Origin of the sequence: Gordonia sp. PvP123 (assembly GCF_040547295.1) — a bacterium.
Lineage (GTDB): Bacteria > Actinomycetota > Actinomycetes > Mycobacteriales > Mycobacteriaceae > Gordonia > Gordonia terrae.
In genome coordinates, this window is record NZ_JBEPPN010000012.1 from 40,202 (window position 1) to 59,150 (window position 18,949).

Annotated in this window: 18 protein-coding genes and 1 pseudogene; 11 read left to right on the forward strand and 8 right to left on the reverse strand. The window is 67.9% G+C overall.

Going from position 1 to position 18,949, the window contains the following annotated elements:
• Window position 1 precedes the first annotated feature (1 nt).
• Window positions 2-631 carry a uracil phosphoribosyltransferase gene (gene upp / locus ABIC25_RS21210; protein WP_004018698.1) on the forward strand — a complete coding sequence of 210 codons (630 nt, stop codon included), beginning with the start codon at window positions 2-4 and terminating at the stop codon, window positions 629-631.
• 80 nt (window positions 632-711) lie between these two features.
• Here upp and ABIC25_RS21215 read toward each other — a convergent pair whose 3' ends face one another.
• Window positions 712-1,422: a CPBP family intramembrane glutamic endopeptidase gene (locus tag ABIC25_RS21215; protein WP_354563035.1), complete on the reverse strand. Its 711-nt coding sequence runs from the start codon at window positions 1,420-1,422 to the stop codon at window positions 712-714.
• A gap of 36 nt (window positions 1,423-1,458) precedes the next feature.
• Here ABIC25_RS21215 and ABIC25_RS21220 point away from each other — a divergent pair, with 36 nt between their 5' ends.
• Window positions 1,459-2,460 (forward strand): arsenic resistance protein, encoded by a 1,002-nt coding sequence (locus tag ABIC25_RS21220; protein WP_354563036.1) that lies wholly within the window; start codon window positions 1,459-1,461, stop codon window positions 2,458-2,460.
• On the opposite strand, the gene ABIC25_RS21225 is transcribed toward ABIC25_RS21220, so the two are convergent.
• Window positions 2,435-3,169: a glucose 1-dehydrogenase gene (locus ABIC25_RS21225; protein ID WP_004018701.1), complete on the reverse strand. Its 735-nt coding sequence runs from the start codon at window positions 3,167-3,169 to the stop codon at window positions 2,435-2,437. The genes ABIC25_RS21220 and ABIC25_RS21225 overlap by 26 nt on opposite strands.
• 134 nt (window positions 3,170-3,303) lie before the next feature.
• Between ABIC25_RS21225 and ABIC25_RS21230 the strand changes: the two genes are divergently transcribed.
• Entirely contained in the window at window positions 3,304-4,389 is a 1,086-nt protein-coding gene (locus ABIC25_RS21230; protein WP_101822662.1) for an NAD(P)H-dependent amine dehydrogenase family protein, read from the forward strand.
• A gap of 114 nt (window positions 4,390-4,503) precedes the next feature.
• Here the strand turns inward: ABIC25_RS21230 and ABIC25_RS21235 are convergent, their stop codons facing one another.
• Together ABIC25_RS21235 and ABIC25_RS21240 are read right to left on the reverse strand one after the other, a co-directional pair.
• Window positions 4,504-5,154 carry a response regulator gene (locus ABIC25_RS21235; protein WP_101822661.1) on the reverse strand — a complete coding sequence of 217 codons (651 nt, stop codon included), beginning with the start codon at window positions 5,152-5,154 and terminating at the stop codon, window positions 4,504-4,506.
• Window positions 5,151-6,284 carry a sensor histidine kinase gene (locus ABIC25_RS21240; RefSeq protein WP_354563038.1) on the reverse strand — a complete coding sequence of 378 codons (1,134 nt, stop codon included), beginning with the start codon at window positions 6,282-6,284 and terminating at the stop codon, window positions 5,151-5,153. The genes ABIC25_RS21235 and ABIC25_RS21240 overlap by 4 nt, the downstream gene beginning before the upstream one ends.
• A 150-nt stretch (window positions 6,285-6,434) precedes the next feature.
• On the opposite strand from ABIC25_RS21240, the gene ABIC25_RS21245 reads away from it, so the two are divergent.
• From ABIC25_RS21245 to ABIC25_RS21265, 5 genes and pseudogenes are all read left to right on the forward strand, one after another.
• Window positions 6,435-7,358 (forward strand): ABC transporter ATP-binding protein, encoded by a 924-nt coding sequence (locus ABIC25_RS21245; RefSeq protein ID WP_354563040.1) that lies wholly within the window; start codon window positions 6,435-6,437, stop codon window positions 7,356-7,358.
• The gene (locus ABIC25_RS21250; protein WP_354563041.1) at window positions 7,355-8,167 is read left to right on the forward strand and encodes an ABC transporter permease; all 813 of its coding nucleotides are present in this window, start codon (window positions 7,355-7,357) and stop codon (window positions 8,165-8,167) included. The genes ABIC25_RS21245 and ABIC25_RS21250 overlap by 4 nt, the downstream gene beginning before the upstream one ends.
• A 101-nt stretch (window positions 8,168-8,268) precedes the next feature.
• Window positions 8,269-10,019: pseudogene (locus tag ABIC25_RS21255) on the forward strand (alpha/beta hydrolase).
• 66 nt (window positions 10,020-10,085) lie between these two features.
• Window positions 10,086-11,033, forward strand: a complete 948-nt coding sequence (locus ABIC25_RS21260) for a helix-turn-helix transcriptional regulator (protein WP_239399087.1) — start codon at window positions 10,086-10,088, stop codon at window positions 11,031-11,033.
• Entirely contained in the window at window positions 11,033-11,587 is a 555-nt protein-coding gene (locus ABIC25_RS21265; protein WP_354563043.1) for a dihydrofolate reductase family protein, read from the forward strand. The genes ABIC25_RS21260 and ABIC25_RS21265 overlap by 1 nt, the downstream gene beginning before the upstream one ends.
• 58 nt (window positions 11,588-11,645) lie before the next feature.
• On the opposite strand, the gene ABIC25_RS21270 is transcribed toward ABIC25_RS21265, so the two are convergent.
• Window positions 11,646-12,305, reverse strand: a complete 660-nt coding sequence (locus tag ABIC25_RS21270; RefSeq protein ID WP_101822692.1) for a PaaI family thioesterase — start codon at window positions 12,303-12,305, stop codon at window positions 11,646-11,648.
• Window positions 12,306-12,429: 124 nt separating this feature from the next.
• On the opposite strand from ABIC25_RS21270, the gene ABIC25_RS21275 reads away from it, so the two are divergent.
• Window positions 12,430-13,272: a crotonase/enoyl-CoA hydratase family protein gene (locus ABIC25_RS21275; protein WP_354563045.1), complete on the forward strand. Its 843-nt coding sequence runs from the start codon at window positions 12,430-12,432 to the stop codon at window positions 13,270-13,272.
• 9 nt (window positions 13,273-13,281) lie between these two features.
• Here the strand turns inward: ABIC25_RS21275 and ABIC25_RS21280 are convergent, their stop codons facing one another.
• On the reverse strand, window positions 13,282-14,283 hold the full coding sequence (locus tag ABIC25_RS21280; RefSeq protein ID WP_435529116.1) for an N-acetylglucosamine kinase: 1,002 nt from the start codon (window positions 14,281-14,283) through the stop codon (window positions 13,282-13,284).
• Between the two features lie 108 nt (window positions 14,284-14,391).
• Between ABIC25_RS21280 and ABIC25_RS21285 the strand changes: the two genes are divergently transcribed.
• Complete coding sequence (locus tag ABIC25_RS21285; protein ID WP_101821475.1) at window positions 14,392-14,859, forward strand: nitroreductase family deazaflavin-dependent oxidoreductase; 468 nt, start codon at window positions 14,392-14,394, stop codon at window positions 14,857-14,859.
• 11 nt (window positions 14,860-14,870) lie between these two features.
• Here the strand turns inward: ABIC25_RS21285 and ABIC25_RS21290 are convergent, their stop codons facing one another.
• Together ABIC25_RS21290 and htpG are read right to left on the reverse strand one after the other, a co-directional pair.
• Entirely contained in the window at window positions 14,871-15,896 is a 1,026-nt protein-coding gene (locus tag ABIC25_RS21290; protein ID WP_354563049.1) for a hypothetical protein, read from the reverse strand.
• A gap of 31 nt (window positions 15,897-15,927) precedes the next feature.
• Window positions 15,928-17,937: a molecular chaperone HtpG gene (htpG, locus tag ABIC25_RS21295; RefSeq protein ID WP_354563051.1), complete on the reverse strand. Its 2,010-nt coding sequence runs from the start codon at window positions 17,935-17,937 to the stop codon at window positions 15,928-15,930.
• Window positions 17,938-18,110: 173 nt separating this feature from the next.
• On the opposite strand from htpG, the gene ABIC25_RS21300 reads away from it, so the two are divergent.
• Window positions 18,111-18,866 carry a PIG-L family deacetylase gene (locus tag ABIC25_RS21300; RefSeq protein WP_004018721.1) on the forward strand — a complete coding sequence of 252 codons (756 nt, stop codon included), beginning with the start codon at window positions 18,111-18,113 and terminating at the stop codon, window positions 18,864-18,866.
• Window positions 18,867-18,949 lie beyond the last annotated feature (83 nt).

Below are 18,949 nucleotides of genomic sequence, written 5' to 3' on the forward strand. Positions count from 1 at the left end.
CATGAGCAGCGTCGCCGTCATCGACCATCCGCTCGTGCAACACAAACTGACACTGATGCGTCGCAAGGAGACGTCGACCAACGACTTCCGTCGCCTCCTCGACGAGATCTCCATCCTCATGGCCTACGACGTCCTGCGCGACATCCCGATGCACGAGATCACCATCGACACACCGCTCGAGACCACCACCGCGCGGGTCATCGACGGCAAGAAGCTGGTGTTCGCCGCGGTGCTTCGTGCCGGTGCGGGCATCGCCGACGGCATGCTGACCGTGGTTCCCGGCGCGCGAGTCGGACACATCGGCCTCTACCGTGATCCCAAGACCATGGTGGTCGTCGAGTACTACTTCAAGATGCCGTCGGAGCTGTCCGAACGTGACGTCGTGATCGTCGATCCGCTTCTGGCGACCGGACATTCAGCGGTCGCCGCGATCGACCGCATCAAGGAGTACGGTCCGAAGTCCATCAAGTTCGTCTGTCTGCTCGCCTGCCCGGAGGGCATCGGGGTGCTCCACCGCGCGCACCCCGACGTGCCCATCTACACGGCCGCGGTCGATCGGGAACTCGACGACAACGGCTTCATCCGTCCAGGACTCGGTGATGCGGGAGACCGCATCTTCGGAACCGCTTGATCGTGCCGAACGCGAGTGAGGCGGTCGCTGGTCCCTGAGGTTTTGCGTTCTGCCGGAAGACGGAGCGGAGGCTTGCCGGTCTACGACACCTGCCACGCCACCGCGGCGCCGATGGCCCCGGTCGCGTTCAAGGCCCAGTGCAGCGCGATCGGCGCGAGGAGACTCGTGGTGCGCTGGCGCAGCCAGCCGAGTACGAAACCCGCGGCCCCCGTCGCCACGACGGCACCCGCGATCCCGGCGATCTGCGCAGGCATCCCGGAGCCGAGGATGCCGCTCAGGCCCTCGTTGCCCGCGGTGAGGCCCGTCGAGGAGAGGATGTGCCACAGGCCGAACGCGACCGCGCCGACGACCAGCGTCGTCAACGGGGCGAACAACCGGCCCAGAACTCCTTGCAGCACACCGCGGAACAAAACTTCTTCGGGCAGAACGGTCTGCAGCGGAATGATGACGAACGCCGCGAGGAGTGCCTCGGAGGTGTCGTCGTATCGGTCGGACAGGAAGAACTCGCGCGTCGCCGGGATGGCCACCGCCGTCGAGACCACGGCGGCGACCACCAGGACCGCAGCAACCGCGACCGGGATGCCGGCGCGTAGTTCGGCGCGGCTCAGGCCGAGGTCGCGCCAGCCGAGGCCGGCCAGGCGGGCGATGACCACGGCCACTACGGCTGCAGCCGGGACGATCGCCACCGACAACACGCCGTCGGCGACATGCGCGCCGATGTTCACCGCGACGAGGAGCGCGACCACGACGACCAGGAGCGCGGCGTCGGTACGCCGGGACGGGGTGGTCACCCGTCGAGTCTGCCGTACCGCGCCACCGCGGTGTCGATGAACGAGTGTGCGGTGTCGCAGAATGATGCGGTGCCCGATCCTGCGACCGTCGTCGATCGTCTCGAACGCCATCAGGTCGCGCTGTATCTCGCCGCCATCCTCGCCGGACTGGGGGCCGGACTGCTCGCACCGGGCGCCGCCGAAGGTCTCGAGGCGGCGATCACGCCGCTGCTCGCCGCTCTGCTCTACGTCACCTTCTTGCAGATCCGCCTGTCCGACCTGCTCGCTTCGTGGCGCGACCGCAGGTTCATGCTCGCCGTGCTGCTGGTGAACTTCGTCGTCGCCCCACTCGTGGTCGCCGTGCTGTCCCTCGGACTACCCGCCGACAATGCGATACGCCTCGGCGCCCTGCTGGTCCTCTTGTGCCCGTGTGTCGACTACGTCGTCGTGTTCGCCGGTCTCGGCGGCGGCGACGCCCGCCGGCTCCTCGCGGCCACGCCGCTGCTGCTCCTCGCCCAGATGCTCTTGACACCGCTCTACCTGCTGGTGCTGCTCGGCGACGGGCGATCGGTGATCGAGCCGGAACCCTTCCTGTGGGCGTTCCTGATCCTCATCGTGTGCCCGTTGGCCTTGGCGTGGACCACCCAGGCGTGGGCGAACCGGTCTGCAACCGGCCGCCGGATGTCGGCCGGGGCCGACGCATCCATGGTTCCTCTGATGGTGGCCGTGCTGTTCGTCGCCGTGAGTTCTCAGGTACCCCTGGTCGGTTCGCGGTTCGCCGACATCGCCGGCGTCATCCCGGTCTACGCCGCATTCCTGGTCATCATGGTGGCGATCGGATTCGCGGTGGCGCGCCTGTTCCGACTGGCGCCGGAACCGGCGACCGCGGTCGTCTTCTCCGGTGCCACGCGGAACTCGCTCGTCGTCCTCCCACTGGCATTGGCCGTGCCGGTCGGCGCGGAACTCGCCGCGGCGACGGTCATCACGCAGACGCTCGTCGAACTGATCGGGATGGTCGTCCTGGTGTGGGCCTTCACTTGTGCGGCACGTCGGCGCTGAGGCCGCCGTCCATCACGAACTCGGCACCGGTCGCATACGACGACTCATCGCTCGCCAGGAACACCACGAAAGTCGACACCTCGCGTGACTCCGCGGCCCGGCCCATGGGGACGGTCACCATGTCATCGGGAATCCCCTCGGTCATCGGGGTGCGGATGAGACCCGGGTGGATCGAGTTGACCCGCACGTTGTGCGGGGCGAGTTCCAGCGCAACCGATTTCGCCAGACCGCGGACACCCCACTTGCTCGCGACGTAACCGTGCGCCCAGGGACTTCCGCGCAGGCCCTCCACCGAGGACACGTTGATGATCGACCCCCCGCCCGCGTCGATCATCAGGTCGGCGACCGCCTGGATGCCGAGGAACGTGCCGGTCAGGTTCACGTCCAGGATCTGCTTCCACTTGTCGAGCCGGAACTTCTGGATCGTCGACCCGTTCACGATGCCCGCGTTGTTCACCAGGACGTTGAGCTTCCCGAACTCGTCGACCGCGGTCGAGACCACCGTCTGCCAGTCCTCGGGCGAGGTGACGTCGAGGTGGACGTAACGTGCCGCATCCCCGAGTTCGGCGGCCAGGGTCTTGCCCTCGTCGTCGAGGATGTCGCCGATCACCACCTTCGCGCCCTCGGCAACGAGGGCACGGGCGTGCTCGGCACCCATGCCCCGTGAACCGCCGGTGATCACTGCAACCTTGTCGTCTACGCGTCCCATGGGCGGCAACGCTACCGCGACCGGAACGAAAATAGAACAGGTTCCACCGAGAAATGGTCTACTGAACAGACAAACGTCCGGACAGGTGTACACCGCGCCTACCGGCGACAACCGAATGCAAGGAGTCCCACGCCATGACCATCCGGGTAGCTCTCGTCGGAACCGGCAACGTCGGCCGGTTGTGTCTCACCCAGCTGATCGAGGACCCGCGGTTCGAACTCGCGGCGGTGTCCGTGTCCACACCGGAGAAGGTCGGAGTCGACGCCGCGACGCTGGCCGGAGTCGATACGCCCACCGGAGTCCTGGCGGTGGGCGACGTCGACGAGGCGATCGCCACGAAACCTGACTGCGTCGTCTACTGCGCCATGGGCGACACCCGTCCCGTCGAGGCATTCGACGATGTGGTGCGCATCCTCGCCGCCGGTGTCCATGTCGTCGGGTCCTCCCCCAACACCCTGCAGTACCCCTGGGACGTGATGCCCGCGAAGGCAATCGCCAAGATCGAGGAGACCACCGCCGCCAGCGGAGCCGGCCTGTTCGTGACCGGCGTCGACCCCGGCTTCGCCAATGACCTCATCCCGCTCGTCTTCGCGGGCACCTGCCAGCGGGTCGAGCAGGTGCGCTGCATGGAGATCGCGGACTACGCCACGTATGACGGGGCCACGGTGATGTTCGACGTCATGGGCTTCGGCAAACCGATCGACGAGACGCCGATGCTGTTCCTGCCGGGTGTGCTCGGACTTGCGTGGGGGACGACGATCCGGCAATTGGCCGCCGGTCTCGGCGTCGTCGTCGACGACATCGAGGAGGTCTCCGAAAGCGAGCCCGCCCCAGAAGATTTCGACATCGCAGCCGGCCATATCGCCGCAGGCACCCGGGCTGCCGTCCGTTTCGAGATCATCGGCAAGGTGGCCGGCGAACCGGTGATCGTCATCGAGCATGTGACGCGGCTCCGGGGCGACCTCCGGCCGGACTGGGCCCAACCCGCCCAGCCGGGTGGGTGCTATCGGGTCGAGATCACCGGTGAACCGTCGTACACCGTCGACATCTGCCCGACGAGCCGGAAAGGCGACCACAACCACGCCGCCATCGTCGCCGCCGCGGGCCGGATCGTGAACGCCATCCCCGCCGTCGTCGACGGACCCCCGGGACTTCGCACGACACTCGACCTCCCGCTGGTGACGGGACCAGGGGTTTCGACAGGCTCAACCGGCAGATAGGGGGCTCAACCGGCAGATAGGGGCTCAACCGGCAGGTGAGGGCTCAACCGGCAGATAGCGGCTCAACCGGCACGTGAGCGCCAGGCGACGGTAGTTCTCGGCAGACCCACGCGCTCACACCATCCCGGCATCGTGCATGAGGATCGCGACCTGGACTCGGTTGGTCGCATCGAGCTTGGTGAAGATGTGCGAGATGTGCGCCTTGACGGTCGCGAGACTCATGTAGAGGCGTTGGGCGATCTCGGCGTTCGACGCGCCGCGGGCCAGTTCGACGGCCACGTCGCGTTCACGTGCCGTGAGCTGGTCGACCCGCCCGGACGCGGACGACGCACGACTGCCACCGGTGCTCACGACCTGCTTGATCAATGCGGCGGTCACCGAGGGACTGAGCGCGGGCCGACCGTCGAGAACCTCGTGGATGGCGGCGACGATGTCGTCGGGCGGTGTGTCTTTGAGGAGAAAGCCGTCGGCGCCCATCGCGAGTGCGCGGACCACATAGTCGTCGGCGTCGAAGGTCGTCAGGACGATGACCGCCGGCGGTGAGGTCAGCTCCTTGAATCGGCCGGTCGCCGCGATCCCGTCGAGGACGGGCATCCGCAGATCCATGAGCACGAGGTCCACGGGCGCGGCGCCGTGGATGTCGAGGGCCTCCTGACCGTTGCCGGCCTCGGCGACGATGTCGAGACCTGGATCGCCCCCGAGGAGAAGCCGGAGTCCGGAACGGACGAGCGGGTCGTCGTCGACGATCATGATGCGGGCGGTCATGACTGCCACGGTAGCCAGACGTGCAGCAGGAAGCGTTTGTCCTCACTGACCGTCGCCGACTGCCGGCCGCCGTGCAGCTGCACCCGCTCGGCCAGGCCGACGAGGCCGAATCCGGGTGAGGAAGCATTCGAACCCATCGACAGCGGAAGTGGGTTCTCGACGAGCAGGTCCACCCCGTGCTCCGGTCCGCCGCGGATGTGCAGGGTCACCGGCGCACTCGGTGAGTGGCGGCGCGCGTTGGTCAAGGCCTCCTGCACGCATCGGTACAACGTCCGCGAGATCCCCGGGCTCAACGAACTCACGTCGATGTCACAGCGGCTCTCCAGACGCATGCCCAACCGGCGGGCCTCCTCGATCAGCGCCGACAGGTCGGGCACCCCTTGCGGTTCTTCCGGAGTGGCGTCGCCGGGCCCTTCGCGCAGAACCCCGAGCACCTCCCGGAGCTCGGTCAGCGCCAGATGTGAGGTCTCCTGGATGGTCTGCGCCGTCTCGCGGATCTGCTCGCCGGACAGATCCGAGCGGTAGGCCAACGCACCTGCCGACATACTCATGGCCGAGATGCGATGCGCGAGGATGTCGTGCATCTCCCGGGCGATCCGCGCCCGCTCCAGCGAACGCGCCTGCATGACCTTCGCCTGCTGTTCCGCCTCGGACGCGAGAGCGCGCGCCTGCCAGCTGGCGAGAAGCTCACGGCGCGAACCGATGTAGAGGCCCCAGGCGACCATCGCCGCTGTCGCGACCGCCGTCACCGCGTACTGGACGATGATCGGGCCGTTTTGTTCGGCTGGGGTCGCGAAGAAGGTGAGTGCGATCATCCCGGCTCCGAAGGACAGGACAGCCTGCGGGATGATCTCGACCCACCGCCGTCGAGAGGACAGGGACACCATCGCGAGAAGGCCCGGTCCGAGCGTCGTCGACGACACCATGCCGACGATGTTGGTGAACGTGGTCACCGGTACGGGATACGTACGCCGCCACCAGATCACGATGTAGGACAACACCCCGAACGCGAGATCGATCACAAACCACCAGCGTGCGTTGTCCCACAAGTAGGCGGCACGGGTCCCGAAGGCGACCCCGGACACGACGAGCATGACCGCGAGCCGCCACAGTCGGCCGGTCCACGTCATCGGGGGTTGATACTGCTCGGGACGCACACCGTCACCGTAGTCGTACTCCGACGTGGTCTGCGTCCGACCGATGGGTGCCCACCCCTACGACTTTCGGCCGATACGGCGGTGTCCGGACGCCCGATGTGCGCTTCACGCGGGAACGACACGATGGACGACATGATCACTGTGAAGAATCTGACGAAGCGCTACGGCGACTACGTCGCGGTCGATGACGTGTCCTTCACCTGCCGCCCCGGGCAGGTGACCGGATTCCTCGGCCCCAACGGCGCCGGGAAGTCGACGACGATGCGGATCATCGCCGGACTGACGCCACCGACCTCCGGAGTGGCCCAGCTGTACGGCGTCGACTATCGGACGATCCCGAATCCGGCGACGCAGGTCGGCATCCTCCTGGACGCCTCGGCACAGCACGCCGGCCGAACCGGCGCAGAGGTGCTGCGCTTGTCGGCGATGACGATGGGCATCGGCCGCGACCGCGTCGACGAGATGCTCGAACTGGTCAGCCTCACCCCGGAGGAAGCCGGACGACGAGTGCGCAACTACTCCCTCGGTATGCGTCAGCGGCTCGGCATCGCCGCGGCACTGCTCGGCGATCCGAAGATCCTCATCCTCGACGAACCGGCCAACGGACTCGACCCGGCCGGTATCCACTGGATGCGAACCCTGCTGCGCGGCTATGCCGACCGCGGCGGGACGGTGCTGCTGTCGTCGCATCTCCTCCACGAGATCGAGATCGTCGCCGACGACATCGTCGTGATCGGCCAGGGCCGGATCGTGGCGCAGGGCACCAAGGACGAGTTGCTCGCCGGCGCCGGCACACGCGTCCGGTCGCTCGACGACGCCACTCTCGGTGAGGCGCTCGTGGCCGCCGGTATCACCGTGCAACGCAACACCTCCGGTGGACTCGACGTCGATGCCGATCCGGTCGACGTCGGCCGCGCGGCGGCCGCTGTCGGGGTCGTCCTCACCGAACTGCGTCCGGCCGACGGCGCCGAACTCGAGGCCATGTTCCTGCAGTTGACCGCCGAGACCCAGCGCGAACACACCACTCTCGAAGGAGCAAACCGATGACCCTCGCCGACTTCGGTACGCCCGTACCGGCGGCCGACGCGATCGACGTCAACCGTCCCGGGATCCCGTTCTCCCGGCTCGTCCGGGTCGAACTCCGCAAGCTCGTGGACACCCGTGCCGGGTTCTGGCTGACCGCCTCCATCGGGGTCATCGCGGCCGTCGTGGTGGTCGCGATGCTCATCGCGAACCGCAACAGCCCCGAGAACCTCAACCTCGGACAGTTCTTCGGGATGATGAACATCCCGACCGGCATCATCCTGCCGATCCTGGCGATCCTGCTCGTGACCGGCGAGTGGAGTCAGCGCACCGCCCTGACGACGTTCACACTCGAGCCGCGACGCCAGCGCGTCATCGGGGCCAAACTGGTGGCGGCGCTCCTCACCGCGGTCGCGGCGGTCGCGGTCGCGCTCATCCTCGGCGTCATCGGCAACGGAATCGCGGGTCTGGCGTTCGCCGATCCCGCGGGCGCCTGGGACCTCACCGTCGCCGGGTTCGTCAATTCGTTTGTGTCGCAGACCTTCGGCTTGCTGCTCGGGTTCGGATTCGCCGCTCTTGTCCTGAACACCCCGGGCGCCATCGTCGCCTACTTCGCGTTGCCCACCGCGCTGACCGTGGTGAGTCAGCTGGTTCCCTGGTTCAACGACAACCTCGGGCAGTGGGTCGACACCGGACTGACCAACGTGCCCTTCCAGGAAGCCGACTGGGCAACCGGGGGCGAATGGGCGAGGATGCTGGTCTCCGCCGTGATCTGGATCGGATTGCCCCTCGGTGTCGGTGTCCTGCGAATCCTGAGGTCCGAGGTCAAGTAACGGACGCCGACCGGTGGCACGACGGTCACGGTCGCCGTAAGCGCCGCTGCCACACCGCGACCGGTGCTACGGTTTTCGGGTTCTCGAGAAAAGAGGAACCCGTGTCGTCGACAACACCCACCGCGCAGCCACCCGCCGCTCCGGAACCGGATGAGTCGCCGGTCCCGGAGCGCGTCGGCGTCACCGGTCCGGCCGACGAGTCGAAGCCGTCCTGGTGGCGACGCCGACTCCACCGGTATTCGTGTGTCGGGCTGACGGTCGCGCTCCTCTTCTTCTGGTTGGCGGTGACACCGTCGCTCCTGCCCCGCGGTCCGCTGTTCCAAGGCATCGTGAGCGGGGCCTCGGCGGCCGTCGGGTACGGCCTCGGCGTCGGCGTCTCGTGGCTGATCCGCTACATGATCTCCCGGGACGATCCGTGGCCGCACCGATGCGCCGCCTCTGGGTGGCGCTCGGCCTGGCGGCGATCGCCGGGACGGTGGTCATGCTCGTCGCATTCCAGCGATGGCAGGACCAGGTCCGGACCATGATGGGCGTCGATCTCCTGTCGTGGACCGCCTACCCGCAGATCCTACTCATCGCCGTCGTGGTCTTCGCCCTGCTGATGACCATCGGACAGGCGTGGGGCGACGGTGTCGTGTGGCTCGTCCGGAAGCTCAACCGTGTTGCGCCTCCGCGCATCTCGGCATTCGCAGCGGCCACGATCGCCATCATCGTCACGGTCCTGGTGCTCAATGGCGTGGTTGCCAACTACGGGATGCAGGCCCTGAACTCGTCGTTCGCCGCGGTCAACGACGAGACCACCGCCGACTCCAACCCGCCGACGACCCCGCTGCGTTCGGGCGGACCGGGCTCGCTGGTGACCTGGGATTCGCTCGGGCGTCAAGGTCGCATCTTCGTATCCGTGTCGCCGACGGTGGCCGAGCTGAGCGAGTTCAACGGAACGCCTGCGATGGAACCGATCCGCGCCTACGTCGGACTCGGGTCGGGCAGCGACCTGCGAGCCAATGCCGAACTGGCCGCGGACGAACTCGTTCGCGCCGGTGGGTTGCAACGCAAACTCATCGCCGTCGCCTCCACCACCGGAACGGGCTGGATCAACCAGGCCACCGTGGACTCCCTCGAGTACATGTACAACGGCGACACCGCGACGGTCAGCATGCAGTATTCGTACCTACCGAGCTGGCTGTCGTTCCTCGTCGACAAGGAACGTGCCCGGCAGGCAGGACAGGCGCTCTTCGAAGCGGTCTCGGAACGGGTGAGCGAGGTGCCCGAGGCCCAGCGCCCGAAGCTCGTCGTCTTCGGTGAGAGCCTCGGATCCTTTGCGGCCGAGTCCGCGTTCGGGACCATCCCGGCGTTGAGCGCGCGTACCGACGGCGCCCTGTTCAGCGGCCCGACCTTCAACAACAAACTGTGGGTGGACACGACCGGGGCACGAGACGACGGGACCCCGGAGGTGTTGCCCACCTACGACGACGGCCGGCAGGTCCGATTCATCGCCGACGCCCCGGACCTCGACGAGCCGACCGCCGAATGGGTGTCACCGTCGGGTCGCGCGGTGTATCTGCAACACGCCTCCGATCCGATCTCCTGGTGGAATCCGCGGTTGATCCTGCGCGAACCGGACTGGCTCGAGGAGGATCCCGGCCGCGACGTGCTGTCGGCGATGCGCTGGATTCCGTTCGTGACGTTCCTCCAGGTCAGCGCGGACATGGCCGTCTCGGTCGGTGTCCCCGACGGGCACGGCCACAACTACCTGTCCGCGATCCCCGCCGCCTGGGCCAAGATCCTGCAGCCACCGGGTTGGACCGAGGCCAAGACCGAACGATTGATCCCGCTGCTGACCAGAGACTGATCCGCCGCCGAGGCCGGTGGAGCAATTTCGGTCGGGCGGGCGGGGGTCCTGCGGTTCCATACTCAGATGGTGACCTCCACCCCGGCCGACCGTGACCGCCTCCGGCAACTACTCGATGCGGTGCTGTCCGACGACAACACGTCGCTCGACGACATGGCCGCGGGCGCCTATGCGTCGCCGTTCCACTTCACCCGGCAGGTGCGGCGCGGCGCAGGCGAGGCACCGGTGGCCCTGCGCCGCCGGGTGCTCCTCGAACGTGCCGCGTGGTTACTGCAGCGCGGGCAGTCGGTGACCGATGTGGCCTTCGAGTCCGGGTACTCGTCGGTGGACGGCTTCGCACGCGCGTTCAGCCGCGCCTTCGGGCACAGTCCCGGCCGGATGGGCGCGGTGGGCGAGCACAGCCACTGGCTGCCTGCGCCGAACGGCATCCACTTCCACTCGCCCACTGCGCTCTACGTCGACAGCGGCTCACCCACGACCGAGGACGCCGGCAACGTGGTGATGCTCATGGTTCGCCACGATCTCGACGACATCGAGGCGCTCCTGGACGCCGCGAAGAATGTCGACGTCGCATCATGGACCGCACCGCGCCTGGCCGGGAACCAGCTGCTGTCCTGGAGTGGGCCGGAAGAGAATCTCGCTCAAGTGATCTCGCATCTGGTCGCGGACAAGCTCCCCTGGTTGTCGACGATCGAGGGAGCCGACCTCCCGCCGGCTGCGCCGACCGAGTTGACCGACCTCGTCGACCTCCATCGCGACATCGCACCGCGCTGGCTGGCTCTGGTCCGCGACATCGATCGCCGCGGCGCATGGCAGGACCGGGTCATCGATGCGTTGTGCGATCCACCCGAATCGTTCCTGCTCTCGCAGATCGTCGCGCACGTCCTGACGTTCTCCGCACACCGTCGGCTCATCGCCCGGTGGATGTTGCGGGAGTCCGGCGTCGACGTGTCCGCGCCGACCCTCGACCCCGACCCGATCATGTGGCATCGCAGACACTCCGGAGGATTCTGATGGCATTCCGCTACTACACGGCGACCACCCTCGACGGCTTCCTCGCCGACGACCACGACAGCCTCGACTGGCTGTTGAGTCAACCGCAGGAAGAGGGCGGCCCGATGAACTACGACGACTTCTTCCGGCATGTCGGGGTGGCCGTCATGGGTGCGACCACCTACCAGTGGATCCTCGACCACGAGGTCTCGGACGGGAAACCCTGGCCATATGAGATCCCCACGTTCGTCTTCACTCATCGGCCCCTCACGCCGGTGTCGGACACCATCACGGTGGTGGGCGGGGACCCCGCGGACCTTCGTGACCGTCTCACCGACGCCGCGGGCGGTCGTGACATCTGGATCGTGGGCGGTGGCGACCTGGCCGCGCAGTTCGCCGAGTCCGGCATGCTCGACGACGTCGTGGTCTCGATCGCACCCGTCACCCTCGGATCGGGACGGCCACTCTTCCCGCGGCGGTACGACTTCGAGCTCCGGGAATTCGACCGCAACGGCGCCTTCCTGTGCGCGCGCTACTCGCCCGTCGGTCCACGATCGGCACCCGCCCAGGTCTGAGCATCGGGGATCCGACCGGCTACAGATCCGAGCGGCTCTTGGTCCTCGACCGACGAGTTCAGCCCTCGCCGACCGACTTTCGCATGGCCTCGGGCACCTCGCCGCGGGCCCATCGGGGAAGGATGAAGATGCCCTCGGATTCGGCGGTGACCTCACCGTCGACCGAGATCGTCCCGGTGACGAAGGTCTTCACACCCTCCACCCGATCGACCCTCGCCTCGCCGCGGATCGGGCCGAGCGGCGTGCCGCGTCGGTACCGCACGGTGAGGGTCCCGGTCATACCGGGCACACCCTGGAACTCCGCGGCCGAACCCAGCAACTGGTCGAAGACGAGCGCGAGCACACCGCCGTGAACGAGTCCGGCCGGCCCCTCGTACTGGGGACCGAGGTCGACCTCGAGCCAGCTGTGGTCGGTCTCGTGACGGATCTCGACCGGCGGTGCGATCGGGTTACGCCGGCCGAGGACGGCGTTGCCCCAGGACCGCTTGGTCCCGTCCGCGTTGAACCGGATGCCGAACGGCCCCGGCAGCTGATCTTTCCGAAGGATGTCGGTGGCGGCGGCGATGAGGCGCCTCGCCTCCGCGATATCGGCTTCGCCGACCTCGGTGCGCACCGTCGCATCGATCAGTTCTCGGACGCTGCCCGCGATCGCGGACGCGAGTTCGGTCCGGTGCGCGAGCTCCTCCGGGTCGATGTCTTCCTGGATGTATCCGCTCATGTCCACATCTAACAGGGTTGGCGCGGTGTGACCGTCGGTGCCCGGTGACGACCTGGCCCGAACCGGGGCGCTGCGGGTCGGATCCGGCCACGAGCGGTTCTGACCGCCGAGTAGGCTCCCTCGCATGACAGACCACGCCTGGAACGACCGCGCCTGGACCGCATTCGATGTCACCGTCTCCGATCACATCGCCGAGATCACCCTGATCGGCCCGGGCAAGGGCAATGCCATGGGGCCGGACTTCTGGCAGGAACTGCCCGAGCTGTTCGGACACCTCGACACCGACCCCGGAGTGCGCGCGGTGGTGCTGACCGGGTCGGGCAAGAATTTCTCCTACGGCCTCGACCTCGTCGCGATGGGCGGAACGCTGTCGGGCGTCCTCGCCGGTGACGCGAAGGCAGCGCCGCGCACCGAGTTCCTCGACTCGCTCCGGAAGCTGCAGGCCGGGATCACCGCGGTTGCCGACTGCCGCAAACCGGTCGTCGCGGCCGTGTCCGGCTGGTGCATCGGTGGCGGCGTCGACTTGATCTGCGCGGCGGACGTGCGCTACGCGAGCGCTGACGCCAAGTTCAGTGTGCGCGAGGTCAAGGTCGGCATGGTCGCCGATGTGGGGACGCTCGCTCGCCTTCCGTTCATCATTGGCGACGGCCACCTGCGTGAGCTGGCGCTGACCGGTAAGGACATCGACGCCGCCCGCGCCGAGAAGATCGGTCTCGTCAACGACGTCGCCGACGATCAGGACGCCGTCCTCGAACTCGCCCGGTCGACCGCCCGCGAGATCGCCGACAATCCGCCGCTGGTCGTCCACGGCATCAAATCCGTCCTCGACCATTCGCGCAGTGCCGCCGTCCACGACAGCCTCCGCTACGTCGCCGCGTGGAACTCCGCGTTCCTGCCCAGCGAAGACCTCTCCGAGGCAATCGCCGCCGTCTTCGAGAAACGCAAGCCCGAGTTCAAGGGTCGCTGAGCCGACAGGTCACCCCGCGCGGTACACCTCCCCGGACAGCGGGTGCGTGGCGTCGAGGTCGGCCAGGAGTCGGACGCCGTCGAAGGGCCGGCCGTGCGGCGGCGCCACGGACACCCCGGGGGCACGACGAGACACGTTGTCGACGAACCGGTTTCGAAGTCGGTCACTGGCCGACAGCACGCCGCCCACCCAGCTCACGCGTGCGGGATCACCCGCTTCGCGTCCGCTGCGGTCCATTGCGGTGACCGCCGACGTGGCCAACTCGTCGGCGGCGTCGTCGATGATCCGCTGCGCCACCGCATCCCCGTCCTCCGACGCGGCGTCGACGGTCCGTGCGAAACCGGCGACGCGGGCGACCCGATCGGGATCGGCCTGCACCGACATGTACAACTCGGGCAGCGGACCGAATGCCTCCTCGGTGGCCGCGCGGAGTGCCGTGTCGGGTCCCCGGCCGTCGAATGCGCGCAGGGCCGCCGCGATGCCCGCGCGTCCGATCCAATACGCGCTGCCCGCGTCACCGAACAGGTGACCCCAACCGTCCACGCGGCAGACACCGCCCCGGCCGACGCCGAGCGTGACCACGCCGGTCCCGACCGCGGTGACCGCGCCGAACTCGTGCCGATTCGCAGCCAGGTACGCGGTCACCGAATCGTGCGCCAGCGCAACGGAAACGACACCCGCCCCGGCGAGCGCCTCGAGAAGGTCGACTGGGCGTGAGGCGCCGGGGGTGAGTCCGGATACGCCGGCCGCGACCCTCCACCGGCCCGACGGATCGTCGTGTCCCGGCGCTTCGGTCCCCGCCTCGATGATGTCCCGCACGGTCGCGGCTATCTGTTCCACGACCGGTCGGTCCGTATGGATCGGCGACGCGTCGTGGTCCGCGGCGTCGACGGCCGACTCGACCCGGACACGGGTCCCGGTCTGGCCACCGTCGATCAGGATCCGCGTCGCGCTGTCACCGGTCGTCACGGTGCGCAACGCTACCCGGATGTCCGCCGGCCCGGAGGGCATCACGTCGGTCCGGCGGCACCGGCCGAGCCGTCTGCGGGCACGTCGACACGCCGTCACGAGGTCCGGGGAGTCGATGCCGGGGCCGGAACGTCATGGCACACTGGGCGGATGAAGGTGCGGCGCGGACTCGCGGTGAAGATCGGTTCGATCACCTGGATGCCCCGCTTTCTCCCGCAGATCGTGAAGTGCGACAGCGTCATCCAATCCGTGTCGGGCCACCGGCTCAGCCTGCTCGACATCGGCGACCTGCCGAACATCACGATCCGCGTGCCGGGACGGAAGAGCGGCGCGATTCGGACCACGCAACTGCTCGCCGTCCCGGACGGCTCGGACTGGTTGATCGCCGGCTCCTATTTCGGCGGGCCGACGATGCCGGCGTGGGTGTTCAATGTCCGTGCTGCCGACGAGATCGAGATCATCGTGCACGGTGAGGTGTCCGTGGCCGTGGCCACGGAGCTGTTCGATGCCGAGCGGGACGCGGCCTGGCAGACGTTGCGCTCGGTGTGGCCCAACTTCGATCTGTACGAGCAGCGCACCGACCGCCGTATCCCGGTGTTCCGTCTGCGGCCTCGCTGACCCGTTGCCGGTCAGCCGTCGGTGACGAACTCGGGCCGGCTCTCGGTCAGGTCGACATGGCCCACGAGATACTGCTCGTCGGTCGTCTCGACCCGCGGACCGTCGGCGTCGTAGTCCGGGGTGTAGGAAACGCGCCAGCGTACGGGCCCGACGACGTCGACGACGCCCGGGTCCGGGCCGCCCGCAGTGCCCTGGCTCGCGGGTGCACCCGGGTCCGGATCACGAAGCAGATAGCGCAGCCCGGACAGATTTCGCGGGGCCGTCCACCGGACACTGCCATCGACCGCGGAGCGGTACAGCCGTTGGGTGCAGCCCTCGACCTGCCGCCCCGCCTCGGCATCGGTCGACGCCGCACAGACGGCCAGGTGGGCCGACACCGCATCGCTGACGGCCCCGGCTCCGGTGGCACTCAGTTCGCCGACGACCCGCACCGCCATGGGTCCCCGGGGCGCGGTCGGATGATCGTCGTCCGATGCCCGCGCGGTGAAATCGGTGTCGCGCGAACCCCATCGCTGCGGCCCGGGGAACAGGTGGACCGTGTCGCCCTCCTCGACCTCGGCACCGAAGAGCGTCGGTTGCACGACGTGCAGTGATGCGATCCGCACCGCGACCGCGCCGTCGACGACCGCCCATCCGTCGGCGACCCGCGTCGTCCGGATCTCGGTGTCGATCACCCGCGTCCCCATCCGGTAGCGCGCCGGGACGTCGGTTTCTTGGCCATCGGCTTCTGGGACATCCGATTCCGGTTCGCCCTCAGCCGCAGGCCGGACCTCGATGTCGGTGAGCTGCGCGGCTGCACGTTGTGCGCGCAGGACATTGTCGGTCAGGAACCTGGTGTCAGGGCGGGGGGCGATGACCCCCAGGGCGGAGTCGGCGTCGGCGTCGGCAAGTGCGTGAAGGTAGGTCCGCACCGCGTCCACGGGTGTGGCCGCGTGGTCGTCCTCTCGGGCCAGACCCACGACGAGCGCGGCGACCAGCACGACTGTGAGCACAGCCGCCGAACCGCCGAAGACGATCACTCGTCTCCGGCGGCTCACCGGCGTGACGTCCGTTGTCGGGAGGACGGGATCAGGACTCCGAGCCGGCCGACGACCCGCTCCCGGCAAACGAGTCGGTGAGGCGGCCGGCGAGGATCTTCGCGAACTCGGCCGGGTCGTCGAGCTCGCCGCCCTCGGCGATGACGGCCATGCCGTACAGCAGCTTCGCAGTCGGCACCAACTGCTCGTGATCACCGTCGCCGTAGGCCTTGTTCAGGGCGGCGACCAGCGGGTGATCGGGGTTGAGCTCGAGGGCCCGCTTCGACTTGGGGAACTCCTGCCCGGACGCCCGGTACAGCTTCTCCAACTGCGGCGACATCGAGAACGTGTCCCCGACCAGGCAGGCGGGCGACTCGGTGAGCCGAGACGACAGCCGCGTCTCGCTGACGTCGTCGGACAGGGTGGTCGTGAGCCAGCCCAGCAGATCGGCGTAGGTCTTGTTCTGTTCTTCCTTGGCCGAATCGTCGGTGTCCTCGTCGTCACCCTCGAGATCGACGGCGCCCTTGGCGATCGACTGGAAGGTCTTGCCGTCGAATTCGGCACCCGCCGAGACCCACATCTCGTCGACCGGATCGGACAGGACGAGGACCTCGATCCCCTTGGCGCGGAAGGCCTCCATGTGCGGCGAGTTCACGATCTGCTGACGGGACTCGCCCGTCATGTAGTAGATCGTCTCCTGACCGCTCTTCATCCGGCCGATGTAGTCCGCGAGTGTGGTGAGTTCGTCCTCCGAGTGGGTGGAAGCGAAGGACGACGCCTTCAGGAGCGCATCGCGGTTGTCCGGATCGTTGACGAGACCTTCCTTGAACACCCGGCCGAAGGCATCCCAGAAGGTGCGGTAGTCGTCCGGGCGACCGGCGCGCATCTCGGTGACCGTCGAGATGACCTTCTTGGTGAGACGCCGACGGATCGCACGGATCTGCCGGTCCTGCTGCAGGATCTCGCGGGACACGTTCAACGACAGGTCGGCCGCGTCGACGACGCCCTTGACGAACCGCAGGTACTCCGGCATCAGTTCGGCGCAGTCGTCCATGATGAACACGCGCTTGACGTAGAGATGGATGCCGACCTTGCTGTCCCGCATGAACAGATCGAACGGCGGCTGCGTCGGGATGAACAGCAGCGCCTGGTACTCGAAGGTGCCCTCGGCCTGCAGCGTGATGGTCTCCAGCGGCGCATCCCAGGCGTGGGAGACATGCCGGTAGAACTCCTGGTACTCCTCGTCGGTCACCTCCGAGCGCGACTTCGCCCAGAGCGCCTTCATCGAGTTGATCGTCTCCGACTCGACGACCGTCTTGGTCTCGGGCGTCTTCGGCTCGTCCGACTCGTCGGTCTCGGTCTCGGCGGCGGGGGTCTCGACCGGGACCGTCTTCTCGACGTCCATCCGGATCGGCCACGCGATGAAGTCCGAGTACCGCTTCACGAGCTGACGCAGTTTTGACTGATCCGAGTAGTCGTAGAGGTGATCCTCGGTGTCGACTGGCTTGAGCGCCAACGTGACCGAGGTTCCCTGCGGGGCGTCGGGAACATCGTTGATCGTGTACGTGCCGTCGCCGGTCGACTCCCATCGGGTACCGGTGCTCTCCCCCGCCTTGCGGGTCACCAGGGTGACCTTCTCGGCGACCATGAACGTCGAGTAGAAGCCGATGCCGAACTGGCCGATCAGCTCCTCGGCGGCCGCGTCGGACACCCCGTTCGCGCGTGCTTCCGCGAGCGACCGGCGCAGCTCGGCCGTGCCCGACCGGGCCAGCGTGCCGATCAGTCCGACGACCTCGTCCCGGGTCATGCCGATCCCGTTGTCGGCGACGACCAGCGTTCGGGCCTCCGGGTCCGGGTCGAGCGTGATGTGGAGGTCGGAGGTGTCGACGTCGAGATCCTTGTCGAGCAGGGACTCGAGCCGCAGCTTGTCCAGCGCGTCGGATGCGTTCGAGATCAACTCGCGCAGGAAGCTGTCCTTGTTGGAGTAGATCGAGTGCACCATGAGATCCAGCAGCTGCCGGGTCTCGGCCTGGAACTCGTGGACTTCGGGCTGAGCGCTCATCGCAGACCTCCATGTTCTGTTCTCGTGCACCGTGCGGCGAGGATCCCCGCCCCGGTGCGACACGTGGGGACGGACACCGACTTTACCGAGAGGTGGTGTGGCTACCCTGGGTCGGGGACCGACTAACCCGGACGACATCCGTGCCGTGCGGGAACGATCAGGAAGCCAGGTGGATGGGCACACCGCGACTGCTGTTGGTGCACGCGCACCCCGACGACGAATCCCTGTGGACCGGCGGCCTCATCGCGCGTCACACCGACGCCGGCGGCGAGGTGGACCTCGTGATGTGCACCTGGACCGACGGCACGGTCCGGCACCGCGAACTCACCGATGCCGCGACCATCCTCGGCATGCCCCGGCCACCGATCATGCTCGGCTACGCCGACGACCGGCGACCCGAATCGGCCCCCGACGCGCAACGACTGTGCGCCGCGTCGTTCGACGAACAGGTCCGGGCACTCACCCACCACATCCGTGCCCTCCAGCCCGACATCGTGATCACCTACGACCCGCTGGGCATCTACGGTCACCCCGACCATGTTCATGCTCATCGACTCGCATGCGCGGCCGCCGACGCCGCAGCGTCGACGAAGCTGTACCACCGTGCCGGGCCTGCCTGGCGAGTCCGCTCGCTGTACTTCGCCACGATCCCGGAATGGATGATGGACATCCTCGCGGAGAGCCTGTTCGCAGACATCCCCCGGGCGCAGCTGCCCGGGACGCCGGAGTCCGAGATCGACGTGGTCGTCGACGTGTCCGACCTCGCGGCCCGCAAGCGAGCCGCGGTCACCGCGCATCGTTCCGAGATCGATCGCAGCCGGGCCATCTCGGGGTTCATGTCGCTGCCCGACGACATCCAGGAGAAGTTGCTCGGCGTCGAGTGCTATCAGCGGCGGGACCTCGTCCCCGGTGGTTGCGACCTCATCTAGGACGTCGACGAACACATCGCGCAGTCACATCGCCGCGCCCGCACACCCATTCCTTGTCCGGATTCTCACCGCGCTCGGACCGG